General features: G+C 36.8%; 19 protein-coding genes. 7 read left to right on the plus strand and 12 right to left on the minus strand.

Annotation, left to right across the window (positions count from 1 at the left end; all coding sequences use genetic code 11):
* Nucleotides 1-2 precede the first annotated feature (2 nt).
* The 3 genes from ACN1CN_RS12095 to ACN1CN_RS12105 all read right to left on the minus strand — a co-directional run bounded on the left by ACN1CN_RS12095 (nucleotide 3) and on the right by ACN1CN_RS12105 (nucleotide 1,638).
* Nucleotides 3-410: an Rrf2 family transcriptional regulator gene (locus tag ACN1CN_RS12095; RefSeq protein WP_291285550.1), complete on the minus strand. Its 408-nt coding sequence runs from the start codon at nucleotides 408-410 to the stop codon at nucleotides 3-5.
* Nucleotides 411-538: 128 nt separating this feature from the next.
* Nucleotides 539-1,018, minus strand: a complete 480-nt coding sequence (locus ACN1CN_RS12100) for a hypothetical protein (protein WP_264525019.1) — start codon at nucleotides 1,016-1,018, stop codon at nucleotides 539-541.
* 53 nt (nucleotides 1,019-1,071) lie between these two features.
* Nucleotides 1,072-1,638 (minus strand): Crp/Fnr family transcriptional regulator, encoded by a 567-nt coding sequence (locus tag ACN1CN_RS12105; RefSeq protein WP_419135848.1) that lies wholly within the window; start codon nucleotides 1,636-1,638, stop codon nucleotides 1,072-1,074.
* A gap of 108 nt (nucleotides 1,639-1,746) precedes the next feature.
* On the opposite strand from ACN1CN_RS12105, the gene ACN1CN_RS12110 reads away from it, so the two are divergent.
* From ACN1CN_RS12110 to ACN1CN_RS12120, 3 genes are all read left to right on the plus strand, one after another.
* Nucleotides 1,747-2,658, plus strand: a complete 912-nt coding sequence (locus tag ACN1CN_RS12110; RefSeq protein ID WP_264525017.1) for an AEC family transporter — start codon at nucleotides 1,747-1,749, stop codon at nucleotides 2,656-2,658.
* Between the two features lie 112 nt (nucleotides 2,659-2,770).
* On the plus strand, nucleotides 2,771-3,409 hold the full coding sequence (locus ACN1CN_RS12115) for a peroxiredoxin (protein WP_173966145.1): 639 nt from the start codon (nucleotides 2,771-2,773) through the stop codon (nucleotides 3,407-3,409).
* Between the two features lie 603 nt (nucleotides 3,410-4,012).
* Nucleotides 4,013-5,128 (plus strand): chitinase, encoded by a 1,116-nt coding sequence (locus ACN1CN_RS12120; RefSeq protein WP_419135849.1) that lies wholly within the window; start codon nucleotides 4,013-4,015, stop codon nucleotides 5,126-5,128.
* A gap of 92 nt (nucleotides 5,129-5,220) precedes the next feature.
* Here ACN1CN_RS12120 and ACN1CN_RS12125 read toward each other — a convergent pair whose 3' ends face one another.
* From ACN1CN_RS12125 to ACN1CN_RS12135, 3 genes are all read right to left on the minus strand, one after another.
* Nucleotides 5,221-7,458, minus strand: coding sequence for a cation:proton antiporter (locus ACN1CN_RS12125; protein ID WP_419135850.1), 2,238 nt, complete (start codon nucleotides 7,456-7,458; stop codon nucleotides 5,221-5,223).
* A 228-nt stretch (nucleotides 7,459-7,686) separates the two neighbouring features.
* The gene (purB, locus tag ACN1CN_RS12130) at nucleotides 7,687-9,033 is read right to left on the minus strand and encodes an adenylosuccinate lyase (RefSeq protein ID WP_291285556.1); all 1,347 of its coding nucleotides are present in this window, start codon (nucleotides 9,031-9,033) and stop codon (nucleotides 7,687-7,689) included.
* Nucleotides 9,034-9,187: 154 nt separating this feature from the next.
* Nucleotides 9,188-9,880 (minus strand): SIR2 family NAD-dependent protein deacylase, encoded by a 693-nt coding sequence (locus tag ACN1CN_RS12135; protein WP_419135851.1) that lies wholly within the window; start codon nucleotides 9,878-9,880, stop codon nucleotides 9,188-9,190.
* Nucleotides 9,881-10,029: 149 nt separating this feature from the next.
* Between ACN1CN_RS12135 and cysC the strand changes: the two genes are divergently transcribed.
* From cysC to ACN1CN_RS12155, 4 genes are all read left to right on the plus strand, one after another.
* Complete coding sequence (gene cysC, locus ACN1CN_RS12140) at nucleotides 10,030-10,590, plus strand: adenylyl-sulfate kinase (protein WP_419135852.1); 561 nt, start codon at nucleotides 10,030-10,032, stop codon at nucleotides 10,588-10,590.
* A 126-nt stretch (nucleotides 10,591-10,716) separates the two neighbouring features.
* Entirely contained in the window at nucleotides 10,717-11,400 is a 684-nt protein-coding gene (locus ACN1CN_RS12145; RefSeq protein ID WP_419135853.1) for an aspartyl/asparaginyl beta-hydroxylase domain-containing protein, read from the plus strand.
* 9 nt (nucleotides 11,401-11,409) lie between these two features.
* A complete protein-coding gene (locus tag ACN1CN_RS12150; protein WP_419135854.1) occupies nucleotides 11,410-12,378 on the plus strand; it encodes a sulfotransferase family protein in 969 nt (322 codons plus the stop codon).
* A 64-nt stretch (nucleotides 12,379-12,442) separates the two neighbouring features.
* On the plus strand, nucleotides 12,443-13,105 hold the full coding sequence (locus ACN1CN_RS12155) for a TrmH family RNA methyltransferase (RefSeq protein WP_264526350.1): 663 nt from the start codon (nucleotides 12,443-12,445) through the stop codon (nucleotides 13,103-13,105).
* Nucleotides 13,106-13,228: 123 nt separating this feature from the next.
* On the opposite strand, the gene ACN1CN_RS12160 is transcribed toward ACN1CN_RS12155, so the two are convergent.
* From ACN1CN_RS12160 to ACN1CN_RS12185, 6 genes are all read right to left on the minus strand, one after another.
* Nucleotides 13,229-14,053 carry a YARHG domain-containing protein gene (locus tag ACN1CN_RS12160; protein ID WP_419135856.1) on the minus strand — a complete coding sequence of 275 codons (825 nt, stop codon included), beginning with the start codon at nucleotides 14,051-14,053 and terminating at the stop codon, nucleotides 13,229-13,231.
* A 62-nt stretch (nucleotides 14,054-14,115) separates the two neighbouring features.
* Nucleotides 14,116-14,682 carry a DUF2306 domain-containing protein gene (locus ACN1CN_RS12165; RefSeq protein ID WP_419135857.1) on the minus strand — a complete coding sequence of 189 codons (567 nt, stop codon included), beginning with the start codon at nucleotides 14,680-14,682 and terminating at the stop codon, nucleotides 14,116-14,118.
* A 177-nt stretch (nucleotides 14,683-14,859) separates the two neighbouring features.
* Complete coding sequence (locus ACN1CN_RS12170; RefSeq protein ID WP_419135858.1) at nucleotides 14,860-15,819, minus strand: transporter; 960 nt, start codon at nucleotides 15,817-15,819, stop codon at nucleotides 14,860-14,862.
* Nucleotides 15,820-15,998: 179 nt separating this feature from the next.
* On the minus strand, nucleotides 15,999-17,039 hold the full coding sequence (locus ACN1CN_RS12175; RefSeq protein ID WP_291285564.1) for a cytochrome-c peroxidase: 1,041 nt from the start codon (nucleotides 17,037-17,039) through the stop codon (nucleotides 15,999-16,001).
* A 236-nt stretch (nucleotides 17,040-17,275) separates the two neighbouring features.
* Complete coding sequence (locus tag ACN1CN_RS12180) at nucleotides 17,276-18,079, minus strand: MbnP family protein (protein ID WP_419135859.1); 804 nt, start codon at nucleotides 18,077-18,079, stop codon at nucleotides 17,276-17,278.
* Between the two features lie 115 nt (nucleotides 18,080-18,194).
* Nucleotides 18,195-18,539, minus strand: coding sequence for a hypothetical protein (locus ACN1CN_RS12185; protein WP_264525003.1), 345 nt, complete (start codon nucleotides 18,537-18,539; stop codon nucleotides 18,195-18,197).
* Nucleotides 18,540-18,616 lie beyond the last annotated feature (77 nt).

Here is an 18,616-nt window from a genome sequence, read left to right on the forward strand (position 1 = left end):
TTTTAGAATTGATTAGAAAAATCTTCCAATGAGATTCCGTCTAATTGTAAACTAACTTTTTGATTCATCTCAGCATATAAAGAACTCAAATTTTGATTGATCTTTTTACCAACCGGACAATCCGGATTAGGCTGATTTTTGGCATAACCCAGATTAATGGTCTCAAAAGTCATTTCAAATATTTCCTTTAATGTAATTTTCGAAGGATCAACAGCCAGTTTTGTACCGCCGTTTTTGCCCTCTTTGCTTTCAACAATATGATGTGCTTTTAAATTGGCAATTTCTTTTCTCACCAACACCGGATTCAGATTGATACTCCCTGCAATAAATTCCGAGGATAAAAAATCATTCGGGAATTTAGTGAGTAAAGTTAAAATGTGAATCGTTATGGCAAACTTACCTGAAATCATACTGTAATAAAATATGTTACAAATTTAAGGTGTTTTTTGAAATAAAAAAAAGTTTTAACTAAAAATTAATTTTTCACACAGAAAAACCACAACCTAATTTTAGAACAAAATGTGGTAAAGGGCCTGTTTTAGTAGGCGGTAACAGGTTTATGCAGTGCCTGATTTCTGATCGAAGAAAAATAAACCCAACCGATAAACAAAAGCTGCAACGGTACTCTAAACCATAAGTAAGATAGCCCTTTGCCGTTGTAACTGGCTGTTTGCAGATTGATACTATGGCTGGCGGCATAGATGTTCGCGGGAAGTAAAACGATAAAAAAGAGCACAAGTAATTTAGCAGTAAGCAATCTTGTTTTCGGAATCAATAGCCCCACTGCTGCGACCAGTTCTATAACTCCTGTCGCATAAACAATTACGGTTGGCCAAGGCAAAAAAGAGACCATCATGGCCATTCCTTTGGTAAATACAAAATGGCTTACAGCTGTAAATGCAAGCATGGCTGCCATGGCAATTCTGGCCGCGGTTGAAATTTCAAATCTTTTTGAAGTAAGCTTTACGAAGAGCAGTGCAATTGTAAAGACACCTAGTAACACAATTAAAGTTTCCATATCTTTTTTTTACAAAGTTGCGCAGTAAAGAGATCTCAAACAATGAACCTGGGTTAAGAAATACGTTTTCTTATTCTGCTCAATGCCTGTGGAGTGATACCAATATAAGAGGCGAGGTATTTTTGAGGAATCCTTTGTATGAGTTGTGGCTGCTCGGTAAAAAGATTAAGATAACGCTGCTCAGCCGAGTCGTTAAGCAGTGAAAGTTCTCTTTTTGCTTTTTTGAGAAAGAGTCCTTCGCTTGCAATGCGTCCAATGGTATTGCCAATTTTAGTTTCGGCATATACCTCCTGAAGATCGTCATAGGATATGCGCCAAAGCACCGTTTCTGAAAGCGTTTCAATGGTATAATTTACCGGTAATCTGGTGATAAAGGAATCGTAACCGCTAGTAAATTCACCATCAAATACAAAGGTAAAAGTAAGATCATGGTCTTCGCCGGGGATGTAATATCTCACCAGACCTTTTTCTACAAATGAGAGGTAATTTTCGACTGTGCCCGTTTCAAGTACTGGCGTTTTCTTTGGAAATTCCTGACGTACAAGTTTGGATGAAAAAGTATGCCATTCGGCATCTGTAAGCCTGGTCATTCGCTCAAAATTGTCTCGTATTAGCTGCATTTGTTTTTTGGAATTAGAACTTAAAAATAACAAAAAAACTTAAGGAAGTGGTTTAAAATGTTTTACACATCAAGCAATAAATGTCTATTTTTGTCAGGACTCAATGATATGAACAACTTTATTCAAATATTTCTATTTCTTGCTTTGGGCTTGCTTTTGCAGCATATAAAGCAATTTCCAACTCATATTTATAAGGTTTTAAATAAGGTAGTACTTTATGTTTGTCTGCCCGCAATTACGTTGTACCATATTCCAAAAATAAAATGGAGCAATGAATTACTGTTTCCGATACTCTCGGGCTGGATTAGTTTTTTACTGGCTTTTGTATTTTTTCACTTTCTGGGCAGAAGATTGGGCTGGTCCAACAGATTAATTGGCTGTTTGATTTTAACTGCCGGATTAAGTAATTCTTCTTTTTTGGGATACCCCATTATTGAGGCTTTGTTTGGGAAAAAAGGTTTAGAAACGGCAATTCTTGTCGATCAGCCGGGTACTTTTGTGGTGGTTTCGACGCTGGGAGTTTTTGTAGCCGCTTTTTATTCTAAAGGCAGTGCGGATTCTTTTAGTATTTTCAAAAAAATAATTTTATTTCCTCCGTTTGTTACTTTTGTTACAGCCTGTCTGTTGAATGTCTTCGAGTACGATTTAGATGTAAATATTCAGTCTGTTATGTTAAAAGTGGGAAGTTTGGTAACTCCTTTGGCTTTACTTTCGGTGGGATTACAGCTTACTTTCGACCGAAAAAGCCAGCATTGGCAATTTTTGCGACTCGGACTTTTCTTCCGGCTTATAGTAGTTCCGTTTGTTATTTTGGTTTTGTATGTTTTTATTTTCAAACAACATTCTGAAGCCATTCAAATAACCATTATGGAGATGGCAATGCCTCCCATGATTACGGGAGCTATCTTAGCTTCGACCTATGGATTGAAGCCAAAATTGAGCAGTATGATGATTGGTTTCGGAATCCCGATTTCGTTTGTAACCCTTGCGGTCTGGTATTGTATAGTGCGTTTTATTTAGTTTTAAATACTAATTAGATAGAGCAGATAGAACTTTAACGTTTTTTTAGAAAATCAGTGTTTTCTTTGTTCTTTTTTTGACTAATTTTAGAGAAACTAAAAAATATACAATTATGTCAACATTAAGATTAGGAGATATTGCTCCGGATTTTCATGCAGAAACAACCGAAGGACCAATTAATTTTCATGAATGGTTGGGAGATTCCTGGGGTGTTTTATTCTCGCATCCCTCTGATTTTACTCCGGTATGTACTACCGAATTAGGAACAGTTGCCAATTATCTTCCGGAATTTACCAAAAGAAATACAAAAGTTATCGCACTGAGCGTGGATGGTTTGGAGTCTCATTTAGAGTGGATCAAAGACATCAACGAAACCCAGAATACAACGGTTAATTTTCCGATAATTGCCGATGAAGATAAAAGAATCGCTACTTTATACGATATGCTGCATCCTAATGCAAGCGACAAATTCACCGTACGCTCTGTATTTGTAATTGGTGCCGATAAAAAGATAAAATTAACGTTGACGTATCCGGCTTCAACAGGAAGAAATTTTGATGAATTGCTTCGTGTGATTGACAGTCTGCAATTAACAGCCAATTATAGTGTGGCAACTCCTGCCAACTGGAAAGACGGAGAAGACGTTGTGATTACACCGGCAGTTCCGGATAGTGATATTCCTGCGAAATTCCCAAAAGGATATACTCCGATAAAACCTTATTTGCGTATAACTCCGCAGCCTAATAAGTAAGGGGCTAAGCTACTGAGGTTCTGAGGGACTAAGTTTTTGAGTCGCAAAGTCTTTTCTTGTGGATTTTTGTAAATATTAACTAAGGTTCTAAGGTAAGAAGTTTTAATAACTCCAAACCTTAGAACCTTAGTAGCTCAGTACCTTAGCACCTCAGTACCTCTTTTATAAACTCGACCATTCGTTTTTTATCGCCAACGACCCAGATAATATCATCTTTTTCCAAAATCAAGTGAGATTCCGGTTTTCTAAGAGTTCTGTCTTAAAGACCCGGATTTTTTTTTGAGATTCAAGAGTAGAGAATAATAATTTCGGGATTATGTTGTTTAGAAGAGAGGTATAAAGAAGTGAATTGACCATTTATGAAACAAAAGCTGCCAGGTATTGAATTGGTCCCCATAATAAAAGATTGGTATGGTAACTTTGCTGCAGGAATGCATCAATTAAGGAGTTTTGTCACCCGTATACCTATACAAGGAATCAGTGCAGGGGATTACTAGCTTTAACAATTGGTAATTTGGAGAAATCCAAAGAATAAAACTCCATCATGATTTAAAAAAAATAACATTAATTGTACAGTGAATGTCCCACACAAAAAACGTATTAATGAAATTTACACGACTTGCTTTTTTGCTTACTTTATTTAGTTTCCTTTTCTTATTATCTTCTTGCAGTGATGATAATCTGGAAGAAAAGAAGAATCCAACGACCGAAAATCCTAAACCTGATCAAGAACCTGATCAAGAACCTGTAAAACCGGATACTCCGGATACCTCAGGGAATAATGCGGGGCTAAAAGAGCTTATAAGTCAACAGCAATTTTTAGAGTTGTTCCCTTACCGTTATGGAGCAGAGCAGAGTAATAACTGGATTGTGAATCCTTCAAAAGATTTTTTTACCTATGATGCGCTGATGAAAGCGACGGATCTTATGGCCGATATAAAGGTTGTAATCGAAAGAAAAGGATGGTTTCAGAAAATAACCCGTACTAAAAAATCCACTAATGAGACCAAAGTGATTAAAGAAGATGCTGATTTCAGTGCTTCCTGGAATACTACCGCTATAGTTAAACAAGAAGTTGATTATGCAGATTTTATAAGAAGTGGTTCTTTGGAAGTTCGTAAAAGAGAACTAGCTGCTTTTTTGGCCAATATATCTCATGAAACCACAGGGGGCTGGTCGACAGCACCCGGAGGAGCTTATTCATGGGGTTTACACTTTCGTGAAGAGGTAGGGTATGATAGTAATAGTACCACTGGTTATAGAGATGAGAATAACAAGGATTATCCTCCGGTTGCCGGGAAGTCCTATCACGGCCGAGGGCCAATACAGTTGAGCTGGAACTACAATTATGGGCAGATAAGTGAGTTTTTATATGGAGATAAAAACATATTGCTTAAAAATCCTGAAAATGTAGCCAAAGATGCTGTTTTGGCGTTCCAGACTGCAATATGGTTTTGGATGACCCCACAGGCTCCTAAACCTTCTTGTCATGTCGTGATGGTGGGTAAGTGGGTACCTGCCCAAGTGGATATTAATGAAGGGCGTAAACCAGGTTTTGGAGCTACGATTAATATTATCAATGGTGCTTTGGAGTGCAATAAAGCTGATAATGACAAAACACAATCCAGAAGAGGTTTTTATCAAAGATATTTAACCGTTCTGAATACCAGTGATCCTAATTGTGAATGTCAATGTGATAAAATGCAGCCGTTTAAATAATTACTGTCAAAACCGAAATATAATAAAACAGCTCACTATCAAAAATGTTTTTTGATAGTGAGCTGTTTTTCTGAGCAGCTTATTTTTTTAAGTTATTTTACTTTTAATAAATCTGACATTCGTTTTTTATCACCAACGACCCAGATGATATCATTTTTTTCCAGAATTAAGCGAGATTCAGGATTTAAAATACGATTACCGTTTCTTTCAATCCCTACAACAAGTCCACCGGTTCTTCCTCTAAATTGTCCGATACTTTTTTGAATAAAATCCTCATTGGAAATCTCCAGTTGGCGCAGTACAACTTCAGATTCTTCTACGTTTGCAGGAGCTTCAATTTCGTTTTGGTTGAGATATTTATTGAATTCAGTAACCTGGGCATCTGTACCAATAACGCAAATTTCATCACCAGGAAACAGACGTTCGTTTTTAGTCGGAATAGGAATCGTGATATCTCCTCTTTTGATGTAAGCAATATTGATTCCCATTGATTCTCTAATACGCAATTCTTCAAGGGTTTTACCCACTAAATTTGATTCGGTTCCAATATCAAAAAATGACATGTGACCGTCCCATGGCATTAAATTAGCATAACGTCTGTCGATTTTTTTGTTTTCACGATCGTGTAAATTCTTAAGAAAGTGATTTTCAATTTTATGATATTGTTCGTTTAGTTTTTTCGGGAATATTTGGTAAACTACAACAGCAACCACTAAGGCAATCAGGGCAACCAAAGGAGAGAAGAAGATGTTTAGCAAGAATCCAATTAAGAACAGTCCAAGACTCATTCTAATCAGAATCAACATTAAAATGGCACCACGGTATTTGCGTTCTTCCCATAAAGTATCCACTTCTTCTACCGCAACTCTTCGAAGGGAAAGTGCCCATAAAAACGGAGCAATAATCACCAGAGTAATAAGGGCTGCCAATGCATTTCCGAATCTTGTTTCTGCCACTAAAGGCGCAACAAATTTTACAGATAATAAAATAATGGCTGCGATAACAATAGTATGTAAAACGATTTGAATGATATAGGCATTCAGTACTTTTTGCCACGTACTGACTGATTTTATGGCCTGAGCATTGACACTATAACGGTTGATGTTTTTAACCCATTTTCGAGGAAGCTTTCGTTCCAGGAAATCAGAAAACGGCACCGCATATTTTACCATAAATGGCGTTGTAAAAGTGGTGATGGCCGAAACAGCAACAACTACAGGATATAAAAAGGAACTTGTTACGTTCAGCGTCATTCCCAAAGTAGCAATGATAAACGAGAACTCCCCAATTTGCGACAAACTCATTCCCGTTTGTACCGATTGTTTTAAAGGCTGACCGGCCAGTAGCGCCCCAATAGTCGAACTCACCGATTGACCAATGATGGTTACAAAAGTTAAAATGGCAACAGGCAACGCATGTGTGTATAACATTTTAGGGTCAATAAGCATACCAACTGATACAAAGAAAATAGCCCCAAATAAATCTTTTACAGGTTTAATAAGGTGTTCAATATGTTCTGCCTGTGTGGTTTCGGCAATAATAGAACCCATGATAAAAGCACCCAATGCCGGTGAAAAACCTACGTTTGCAGCAAAACTCACCATCGTTAAACAAAGGGCTAGCGATATAATCAGCAGCATTTCGTCAGTCAGTAAATGCTTGGCTTTTTTAAGCAATGTTGGGATAAAAAAGATTCCGCCCAGAAACCATACGGTCAGGAAGAAAATCAGTTTCAAAACAGACATCATCAATTCACCTCCCGAAAACTGCTGGCTTACCGCAATAGTAGAAAGTAATACCATCATTAAAATTGCAACAAGATCCTGCACAATTAAAGACCCGATTACGATTCCGGCAAATTTTTGAGCTTTTACACCCAGTTCATCAAAAGTTTTTAGAATAATGGTTGTGGAGGAAATAGAGAGTATGACTCCTAAAAAGATGCTGTCCATTTGTGCCCAGCCCATCCAGCGCCCGACCATATAACCAATGACGACCATAGTGATAATTTGGGTAATGGCTGTTATAGAGGCTGTTCCGCCGACTTTCATTAGCTTTTTAAAACTAAATTCGAGACCTAAGCTAAATAATAAGATGATCACACCAATTTCTGCCCAGACTTCAACACTTTTCATCTCGGTAATGGTAGGGAAGAAATCAAAATGATTTCCTGCCAGAAAACCGGCAATTAAATACCCTAAAACTAAGGGTTGTTTGATTAATCTAAATAATAAAACAGCAATTCCTGCAGTCAGCAGGATTAGACCTAAGTCGCTAATTAAGGGTTGTAAATGGTGGGTAGTTTCTGCAGCGGCATTTAAGGCGATCATAGAGTAGTGTTTTTTGTTATGGAAATCATTCAGCTTGTTGTTTCAGTTTTTGTTAAAAAAATAGTTTCCTGAAAGAACAGCTTTTCAATGTAAATTATGTTCACTCGCAACTCCTTCAAAAAATAAAAAGGGGAGTGAAATCGTGTGGCTAATTTTTTAGTACGATTTGTAAATAAAAAAAGCTATCGATAAAGATAGCTTTTTTTGCGAAAATATGATAGGTTTTCTTTAGATTCCTACATAGTTGCTAGGGGTAATGGCCATTAATTCGGCTCTTACAGCATCAGAAACTTCTAAAGTGGCAATAAAATTATGAATGGCTTTTTTGTCAATTGCTTCATTTGTTCTGGTCAGACCTTTCAAAGCTTCATATGGATTTGGATAAGCTTCACGACGTAAAATTGTCTGAATCGCCTCGGCTACAACAGCCCAGTTTTTCTCTAAATCTTCGGCAAATTTAGCCTCGTTTAACAATAGCTTGTTTAAACCTTTTAAAGAAGCTTCAAAAGCAATAATCGTATGACCTATAGGAACTCCGATGTTACGCAAAACAGTACTGTCTGTTAAATCACGCTGCAATCTTGAAACCGGTAATTTTGCGGCCAAATGTTCAAAAATAGCATTGGCAATTCCTAAGTTTCCTTCTGAATTTTCAAAATCAATCGGGTTAACTTTATGTGGCATAGCAGAGGAACCAATCTCTCCTGCTTTGATTTTTTGTTTGAAATAATCCATCGAAACATACGTCCAGATATCACGATCTAAGTCGATGATAATGGTATTGATTCTTTTTAAAGCATCAAAAAATGCAGCAAAATGATCGTAATGTTCAATTTGAGTGGTTGGAAATGAATGGTGTAAGCCTAAATCGCTTTCTACAAACTTATTACCAAATTGTTTCCAGTCAATTTGTGGGTAAGCTACGTGATGTGCATTGTAATTTCCGGTTGCACCACCAAATTTAGCGGCAAACGGAATATTAAATAACAAACGCATTTGCTCTTCTAAACGCTCTACAAAAACTAAAATTTCTTTTCCTAAACGAGTAGGTGAAGCAGGCTGTCCGTGTGTGCGGGCCAACATTGGAATATCTCTCCATTCTACGCTTAATTCTTTCAATTTAGAAATTAAGGCAATTAATGAAGGCATATAAACCTGCTCAAAAGCTTCTTTTGTAGAAAGCGGAATCGCGGTATTGTTAATGTCCTGAGATGTTAATCCGAAGTGAATGAATTCTTTGTATGGAGATAAACCTAATTTTTCAAAAGCGTCTTTGATAAAGTATTCCACAGCTTTTACATCGTGGTTGGTTACTTTTTCAGTTTCTTTAATCCAAAGAGCGTCTTCAGTAGAGAAATTTTTGTAGATATTTCTTAAGCTGTCAAACAAATCAGGGTTTATACCTGCAAGCTGCGGTAAAGGCACTTCGCATAAAGCGATGAAATATTCAACTTCAACCAATACGCGGTATTTGATTAGAGCTTCCTCTGAGAAAAATGGTGCTAATGAAAGGGTTTTATTTCTATATCTTCCGTCAATTGGAGATATAGCGTTCAATTCGTTTAAAGTAGTCATTGTTATGTTGTTTGTTCGAAAGGCACAAATATAAACAGAATTTGCGGATAAAAACAGATAAAAAAGGTTAGTCTTTAGTCCCTAGTCCTTAGTTGTTAGTCTTCGGATCTTACTTCTAAGGACTAGGGACTAACAACTAAGCACTAATCAAAAACTAGAGCCCAGATTTTAAGCAATCTCTCAAAGTCGCCACACCTTGTGATGCTACTTTGGCAATTACTTCCACTTTGTTCTGAATATTCGGAATCGCAATTGGATTTGGATCAATATAAAAAACGGGTGTGATCGTATAGGTGTATGAAATTAACCCTGCCGCTGGATATACCTGTAAGGACGTTCCAATGACTGCAAAATAATCGGCTGTTTCGGTAATTTCGATTGCTTCTTCAAGTGCCGGAACAGCTTCGCCAAACCATACAATATGGGGGCGTAACTGATGTCCGTTTTGGTCTGTGTCGCCGGTATGCAAATCCTCTGTCCAGTCTAAAATTATATTTTGGTTTTGAGTGCTTCGTACCTTTAGCAATTCCCCATGCAAATGCAGCACTTTTGTACTTCCGGCGCGTTCGTGCAAATCGTCTACGTTCTGAGTGATAATGTGTACATCAAAATCCTGCTCTAATTCGGCCAGAATTTTATGCCCGGCATTGGGTTCTACTTCTTTAAGTTGCTGACGCCTTTTGTTGTAAAAGTCCAGAACCAATTCCTGATTTTTTCTCCAGCCTTCAGGGGTAGCCACCTCCATTACATCATGGCCCTCCCATAAGCCATCGCTATCGCGAAAAGTTTTGATTCCGCTTTCGGCACTAATTCCGGCTCCGGTTAAAACAACTAACTTCTTTTTCATTTTGTTCTAATTAAAGGATGAAAATAGTGATTTACTGATTCATATTTTGAAGAAAAGCGTACGGCCTGCACAATTCTTTTAGTAGTTTAGAGGTACCATAAAAGCGTATTTATACTTGTTGTCTGAATCTTGCAAATGATTTAGTTTTAGTGAGGAATAAAAAAAAGAGTTTTTCAATGATTTTAATACAATTCACAGGATTATCGGGTTCAGGTAAAACCACATTGGCTGAAAATGTTCGTCAGTTATTAGTAGAAAAAAACTATAAAGTAGAGATAATTGATGGCGATGTCTATCGAAAAACAATCTGTAAAGATCTGGGATTTTCCAAGGAAGACCGCTGTGAAAACGTCAGACGGCTTTTTAATGTCGGGCGAAATTTTGTAGTGTCGGATACCATTGTTTTGATGTCAGTCATTAATCCCTATGAAAATCTGAGAAATGAGTTGAGAAATCATCAGTTTGTCAGAACGGTTTATTTAGATTGTTCCATCAATAACTTAATCAAAAGAGACCCAAAAGGACTGTATAAAAAAGCATTGTTACCCGACAGTGACCGTGACAAAATAAATAATTTTACCGGAATAAGTGATGTTTTTGAGGTTCCTGTAAACGCCGATTTAGTACTGAATACCGATTTCGAAACGGTTTCTTTTTCAACCCATAAACTGTATGATTTTATTATAGACAGTTTGCCTGATTTGGCTTAACATTAAATGGCCGCAGGTTTTCAAATTCGAACTGTTTTACTTATTTCTTTGATGGTAAAGCGTTTGTAAAATTTATATATTTACAAGCCCCAGGAATACTTATTAATTTAATCTTTAAAAACGCATATGAATCCTTCTTCGAGTAAACTTCCCGTTTCTTTTTCAATAGATAAATTGCAGAAAGAATTCGCTTTATGTGAAAACGATTTATGGACGCCTCATTTTAATACCGGCCGCTACGAAGGCAATTGGACAAGTGTGTCCTTAAGATCACAGTCGGGTCTAATAAATGATATTACTTCTTTTGCCAACGAAGGCTATAAAAATACGGAGCTGCTGGATCGGTGCCATTATTTTAAAGAGATTATGGATTGGTTTCAATGCGAAAAAGAGGCTGTGCGTTTGCTTCGGTTAGGGCCTCAAAGCGAAATAAAAGAGCATACCGATAATGATACCTCTTATGAAGATGGCTTTTTTCGAATTCATGTTCCGATCATAACAAATCCTGACGTATTTTTCTATGTGGATAAAAAATTGGTTCCTATGAGAATGGGGGAGTGCTGGTATGCTAATTTTCAGCTTCCGCATAGCGTAGCAAATAAAAGTGCTGAAGCGCGTATCCATCTCACGCTGGATTGTATCCGAAATGAATGGTCGGATCAATTATTCACAGAGATGGGTTTTGATATTCATTATTCCCGAAAAAAAGAACAGTATTCTGAGGAGATGAAACAACAGATTATTGCAGAACTTTCCAGAAATCCTTCGGCAGCAGGAGCCCAGATTATTGCCGATTTACAATCCAAATAAATACTGAAAATGAAAAATACAAATCATCCTTTATTTAATTGGATTCCCTATAAGTTGATTGAGAAAGAAAATGACGTTTATCTGGAATGGCTGTACCTGGGCGACAAAAGGTACATTGATCCTTTTTTTGATGAAACCATTTCTAAATGTAAAAGCCATGCGTATAATTCCAGTTCGTTTAAAGCCGTTAGTACGGTCGAAAATTTAATTGAGTGGTCTCAGGAGCTTGCTTCGGTTGAGTTAAAAGCTTTGGTGTTTCATGTTTCGAGATGCGGATCTACAATGTTAAGTCAGTCACTGGCTACTTCGGCTGAAAACATCATGATTTCGGAAGCACCTCTTATTGACGAAATTTTAAGAAGTCACAATTTTGGTCTGGAGAAAAAAAGTGCGCTTTTAAAAGCATTACTCACCTTTTTAGGTCAGAAAAGATTTCCGGAGCAACAGAATTTAATTGTAAAACTGGATGCCTGGCATATTTTTAAAGCCACTTATCTGAGATCGATATTCCCGGAACTGCCTTTTGCTTTGCTTTACAGAAATCCGACAGAAGTTTTAAAATCACATCAAAAAATGATGGGAATGCATATGGTTCCGAATTTATTGCCTCCTGAGGTTTTTGGAATTTCTGCTAAAGAAATTAGTGAAATTAGTTTCCAGCAATATGGAGCTCTGGTGCTGGAGAAATATTTTCAGGGCTTTCTGGATTTTTATAAGACCGATCAAAATGTTGTAAAACTCAACTATAACGACGGGATGAAGAGTGTCATTGAAAAGTTTATCTCCTTTATGGCAGTCGATTATAGTAGCAAGGAACTTGAGGGAATGTACGAACGACTCCAGACACATTCTAAAAATGAAAAAGCGGTTTTTACAGGGGACTCTTTTAATGAAGAAGTTTTAGAGATCGATTTAACAGGGGTAAACAGTTTGCACGAGAGGCTGGAGAATATATTTTTAGAGGACGCAGCACATTGAAAATAATCCTGAATTTTTCTTTCTGTTTTATTTAAAATGTATTTTTGTCACAAATAAGATTGAAATGATTGATTTAGATTACCTCGCTTTCCTTGAAAATATATTAACCGATAACCGAAAAGAAAAATTTCTGAAAGTACTCGGAAACCGTACAAAGCACTTTACAATTGCGGTAGAAGATGTTTTTCAGATGCACAATACAAGCGCTGTGATGCGTAGTTGTGAGGTTTTTGGAATTCAGGAACTTAATGTGATCGAACAGCGTTACGGAAAAAAAATCGATAAAGAAATCGCGATGGGAGCCCAAAAATGGGTGGATATTCATCAGTATGACTCCGTTAGTACCTGCATTTCGACGTTAAAAAATCAAGGCTATCAGATTATTGCTACCACACCGCATGAAAATGACTGTTTGCTGGAAGATTTTGATATTACAAAACCCAGTGCATTATTCTTCGGAACCGAGAGAGACGGATTGTCACAGGAAATTTTAGACAAAGCCGATGGTTTTCTTAAAATTCCAATGGTTGGTTTTACAGAGAGTCTGAATATTTCAGTTTCGGCGGCCATTATCATTCAAAACCTAACAAACCGACTGCAAAAATCAGATATCGACTGGCATTTATCCGAAGAAGAAATTCTGGAGAAACGTTTGGCCTGGGCGAAAAATTCGATTAAAGATATTAAACGAATCGAAGCAAGGTACTACGAAGAAAATCCCAGATAGAAAATATTTAGCCACGAATTCACGAATGTATTTTGATTAAACATTCGTGAATTCATGGCTAAAAAACTTTGTCCCTTTGCTACTTTGTCCCTTTTTTAAAGCGATATTTGTGGCTAAAAACACCTATCTTCCAAAAGAGTCGTAATTGTCTTCGGCATATTTTTCAAAACGTTTTAATAAAACAATATTTTCTTTTTCGACCGATGTTAATTCACTATTAACATCATCCGAAACAGGGATATACCATTCAATATTATCAAAAAACTGACGAACTGTTTTCGTTTTAAAAGTAAGCCCATGTCTGGCAAAAATGGTATTTCTAAGAATCTCTAAATCAATTTTCTTTAGGTTTTTAATATCAGATTCTTTTAATTTTTGTGTGGAGGAATTTAGTAAAATAATACTTTCTGACGCGGCTCTATATACCGTTTCCATATAAGTTTCGGTCTCTTTAACTTCAGGATCATCATTTACCTCTGTTACTTCTTTCTCTTTTGGATTTGCATAATCGATATACATTCCTTCCTCCGGAAGCATTACATTCGGGTTATACTTGAATTCTTTTTTGGTGAGTTCAAATTTTCTTTTCCTAACTTCTTTTTTAGTGTTGTTAGCAGTCCATGTTCCTACTAAAAGCGTGTCATTTTTTATTTCAAAATCAAAAACGCCATCATTTTTATCGTCGCCAGGTTCATTTAGTCTAAAATGAACAGTGTTTCCTTTTATAGTCATTTCACCAGTAAGTCGTCTGCTGTTTCCGGCAACTATACTTTGCCCTGTAACTTCCGAGGATGTGATTTTTTTGATCACAATGTTAATCTTATTGATATGGTTTTCTTTTTCAGGTCTTGTTGTATCGCGTTCCAGAATTGTAAAATCACCTACGTAGGAGCCATATAAATCGGTTCTAATTTCTTTAGGTTGATCTTCGGCGATGTCTTTTGTCATTTTTTTCTCTTTAGAATTACAGGAAAAAAGTAATATTGATACTAGTAGACAAAAAAGGTTTTTCATTTTTTTAATTGGTTATAAAGATAATACTCAACGATTAATAAATTAGGAATCCAGCCCAGCCATGCAATAATTTGATAGACATCCATAGGTGCTGGCTGAAACAAATATACAAGAATAACCTTCCAAAAACGTAATGTTATTGCAGAAAATGTTAAAGCAAAACTTCGCAACATAAAGGCCTTATGCTGCTCGATGTTTTTGTTTTTTATAGAAGAGAAACCTTTGAGTGTAAAATAAAACCAAAGAAGAGACAAAGTAGTAAAAGAGATTTTAGAGTAAAGACCACCGTTTGCAAAAAGACCAATAAAGAAGCCAGAAGGCGCACTTAAGAAAAGCACAACAAGAACATAAAATTTACCGATATTTCTATGTGTCGCGGGATATTTTTTTAAAATAGTAGCATTAAACTGAAAGAAACCGGCAAACAAAATAAAAATAGCCGAATAGACATGAACGTAAAATATTGGATAATAAAAAGGAATCTGGCTAATCTCGGTTTGCTTTATTTGAAGAAAAGCAACGTCACTTTTTAGCGGTATGTACTGCCATGTTATTTTAATCATTAGAATGAAAAAAAAACTAAAGCAAATAGTCCAGATGAGTCGCAATGAGTGCCAAAGATTCTTTTTCAATTTTTGATTGAGTGTATTTAGGTTGTTCAAATATAAAAAATCCCTAACTACATTTGCAATTAGGGATTAGATATTATTTCTGGATTTTGTACAGAATCAATGTCAAGTTTATAAAGTATAATTCAAATTAATACTCCATCTGTAATTGGCTTCCATATTGCCATTGGACAGATTCTGAGTAATAGGCAGCATTGCATTTACACCGATCGAAAATTTATCTTTTCCGGCTTCAATACCAAATTTTCCAAACAAAATATCACCGGCCGTATTGGGTAAATTCAGATTGTGCTGTTTATTCGTTTGGTAAAGTTCTCCTGCCAGTCCGGCTTGCGGAACAATCTGAATCGATTTTGTATCAAACAAGTAAAAGAAGGTAGCGGCATAGTTAAACTGATCGCCGTACTGGTAATTTTTGCTGTTTTGTGTCTTAAAAATATAATTCAGCGTAGTGTTTAACCCCAGATTTTTATGTTTCACTACATATTCTGAAACCAATGGGAAATCCCAGCTCCCGGTTCCTAATTGAAAACTCTGGTTGACGCTTCCTAAATTGTTGGCTTCCGTAAATTTTCCCGTGGGAATTTTAACACCACCACCCAGATTTATTTTATGCGTAAAGAATGTACTGTCCTTTTGTGTTTCAAAAACCGTGTACAAAGCCATTACCGTAATATCTCCTAAACCGGCGATGCTTTCGGTTCCGGCGGTTAGTTTTCTTTCATGAAAATGATACGGAACCAATGCCGAAATTTGTACTTTCTCTGTAAGCGGGATGCGCGCCCATGCCTGAACCGTATTGAAATTTTCATCAATCCAGGGAGAGTTTGCAAAAATCCCGTCGCGGCTGGTATAACTTTGTTTGAAATATCTCAGCCCCACAAAATTATTGTTCAGCATAGAACTAAACCCCATACTTCCGCCACTTGCAGAACAGCCGCAGGCATCACAGTCAAAATCTTCCATCAGGGCCATACGTTGGAAAGTGAAGGCAGAAATACTGTCTTTTGCGGTGAAACTAAAGACCGATAAACCAGTCAAAAGGGTGAACATTACTAATATCTTTTTCATTTTAATTTTTTTTAGAAGCTAATCCCGCTTTCGGCTTTATCTTTTGTGGTGAAAAAAATCACCCCAAAAGGATACCGCCTCTATCGGGGCTAGGACTTCGGTTCTCATTATGTTTTTTTGGGCTACAGTCTGCACAAATTTTCACAGAAGAAAGTATCGGGTAGACTATTACCGTATTTTTAATATTCAGCAAAACGTTTGTTGGTCAGGTAGTCTGTATCGGTTAACGTTTTAAGGAAAGCGATGATTTGTTTTTTATCCGTTTCAGAAAGTGTAATTCCAAACTTTCCGTTTTGTTTTAATATCGGATCCAGAGTTGGCGAAGATTCTATGCCACGTGCATAGTGCTCTAAAACACCTTCCAAAGTGCCAAATCGTCCGTCGTGCATATAAGGTCCTGAGACTTCTACATTGCGTAAACTGGGCACTTTAAATTTGTAATAATCGCTTGCTAGCTCAGTGACTTTATATCTTCCAACATCATTGATCATTGGGTTTACGGCCAGGCCGTTGTTGCGAAATGAGTTGTCTGTCTGTAAGTCGGTGGCATGACAGGAAGCACATTTTGATTTGAATAAATCATATCCGGCCAATTCATCAGCGGTTAAAGTTCCGCCGGCTTCCTTACGTCTGTATTTGTCAAACTTTGAATTGGAAGAAGTTACCATAACCATAAACTGCGAAAGCGCTTTCAGCATATTTTCGGTTGAGATTTCTCCATCGGTAAAAGCCTGTCCAAATAATTTTTGGTATTCCTTGTCGCCTTTCATCATTTTTAAAATGGCATTCAAATCGCCATTCATTTCGATAATACTTGTTAAGGGAACGATAGGTTGCAGGTCTAAATGGTCTGCAGCTCCATCGTACATAAATATTGGCTGATAGGCCAGATTCTGAATCGATGGCGTATTTCGGGTTCCCTGAGCATCGTTTACACCGTGACTTACGGTGTGTCCGTGATGGGTAAAAGCATTGGCCTGTATGTGACAAAAGCCACAGGAAACTACTCCGTCTGACGCTAAACGTCCGTCATAGAATAGTTTTTTACCCAGTTCAAATCCTTTTTCGGTTGGGGGATTTTGCGCAAGATTATAGGCTAAAGCAGGAAAATTAGAAGGTACTGTAAATTCTAAAGGAAGGTTTACATACTCCTCTTCCTGATCAGAGCAGCTCCACATCAGCGGAAGCAGCAACCATAGAAAATGTTTTATTTTCAGCATGATTTTTTAAGTGTAAAAAGAGTAAAGAGAATTTTTCCGCCGCCGTTTATACGAGTTGACGCAAAGCAGAACTGGCCGGATTTTTTACGAGAATTACTCTTTGATTTGCAGAAGCAGCAGTGTTATTTTCCGTTACCAGTATCCTTTTGTGTCCATTTTAGCGGACACAAAAGATAAGGTAGGTTGGAAAAGTTCAGGTTTTGTTTCGCCTGAGGTTTGTACTTCTTAAAAATAAATTAGTCGTTATGTACGTGGTCTACTCTAAACATTGTCGAAATGTTTTGAGTGATCAATGGCAGTTTTGCACCACCCATAATCATAGCGCCCATACCGCCCATATTGTTATCGGAAAGTTTGATTTTGTTCTGACCGTCAATTATTTTAGAAAGATCTGTAATAATATGAACCGCTGGAGTAATGTTGGAACGAACCAAAGCTTTTGTTGGAAAATCTACAGTTACCTCAGTGTAGTTGTAATCTGTTCCTGTTTTTCCGGTATGAATCATAAATGGGGTAGCTTTTGTAACCGTTTCAGAGGTAAAAGTACCTTCGAAAGCAAGAAATTTATATCCTGCAGCCCATGACCACATCATACCGGCAGCGTCTGCTTGTGCCAGAAAATCTCCCTGACCCGCAGCACCCAGTTTCCATTGCGCTTCGTCAACTCCGATTCCGAATTTTACCTTAACATAATCACCTGCAGGAACATCTGTTAGTTTAAATTGCTGACCGGCAGCAGTAGATTCATCGGCAATAAAATAACTTTTGCTTTTTGGATAGGTAAAAGTAGTACCGTCCGCTTTTGTGAAAACAACATTGCTCACGATATACTTTACCAGGTTGATTTTTAGTACTTCGTTGTTTGAAGTTGTATTGCCTTGTGTGTTTAAAATAAGATCGTTGGCACCATAAGCGTTGTCGAATTTTAAGGTAATGTTTCCGCTTCCTGAAACAGTTTCGTTATTGTCATCGTTTGAACATGAAACTAAGGATATAGATAGTGCTACAATAGTAAGGGCTTTGTATAAAGTATTTTTCATTTTGTGAATTTTATATAATTGTAAATTTAAATGTAAGGTGTGCGTAGACACGTTTTCATTGTTTTTTGGGTACAATGAAAATCATTTCAATTGGTATTGAAATGTGATTTAAAAATTATATAAAATAGGATGGAGGGCGAAAGGTCGCGATAGAAACCGAAATTGGTTTTTCGTTTAAAGAAGCATAAATTTTTGCTGCAACTGTAATAGGTGCTACCAATTTGAAATCTGCTGTACTGGTATTTTGAATGTAAACAACTTCTGATTTTTCTTTCAGGTTGTTTTGCATCTTCTTTTCATTATCGGCGTATTTTTTTAAACTTTTTTGAAGTTCACAACGACCGTTACAGGTATTAAAAACCATTTTGCGCTGCACACAAATTGTTTTTGATATTTCGTCCTGATTTAATTTGAAAGTGGTATAAACAACAAAACTGCCGAATGAGGGCACTAAGAGCATACAGCAAAGAAATATGGTAAATAACTTCTTCAAGAGTTGATTTCGTTGTTTCGATTGCAAAAATACATTATAATCAT

The sequence above is a fragment of the Flavobacterium sp. T12S277 genome (genome assembly GCF_048514875.1).
Classification (GTDB): Bacteria; Bacteroidota; Bacteroidia; order Flavobacteriales; family Flavobacteriaceae; genus Flavobacterium.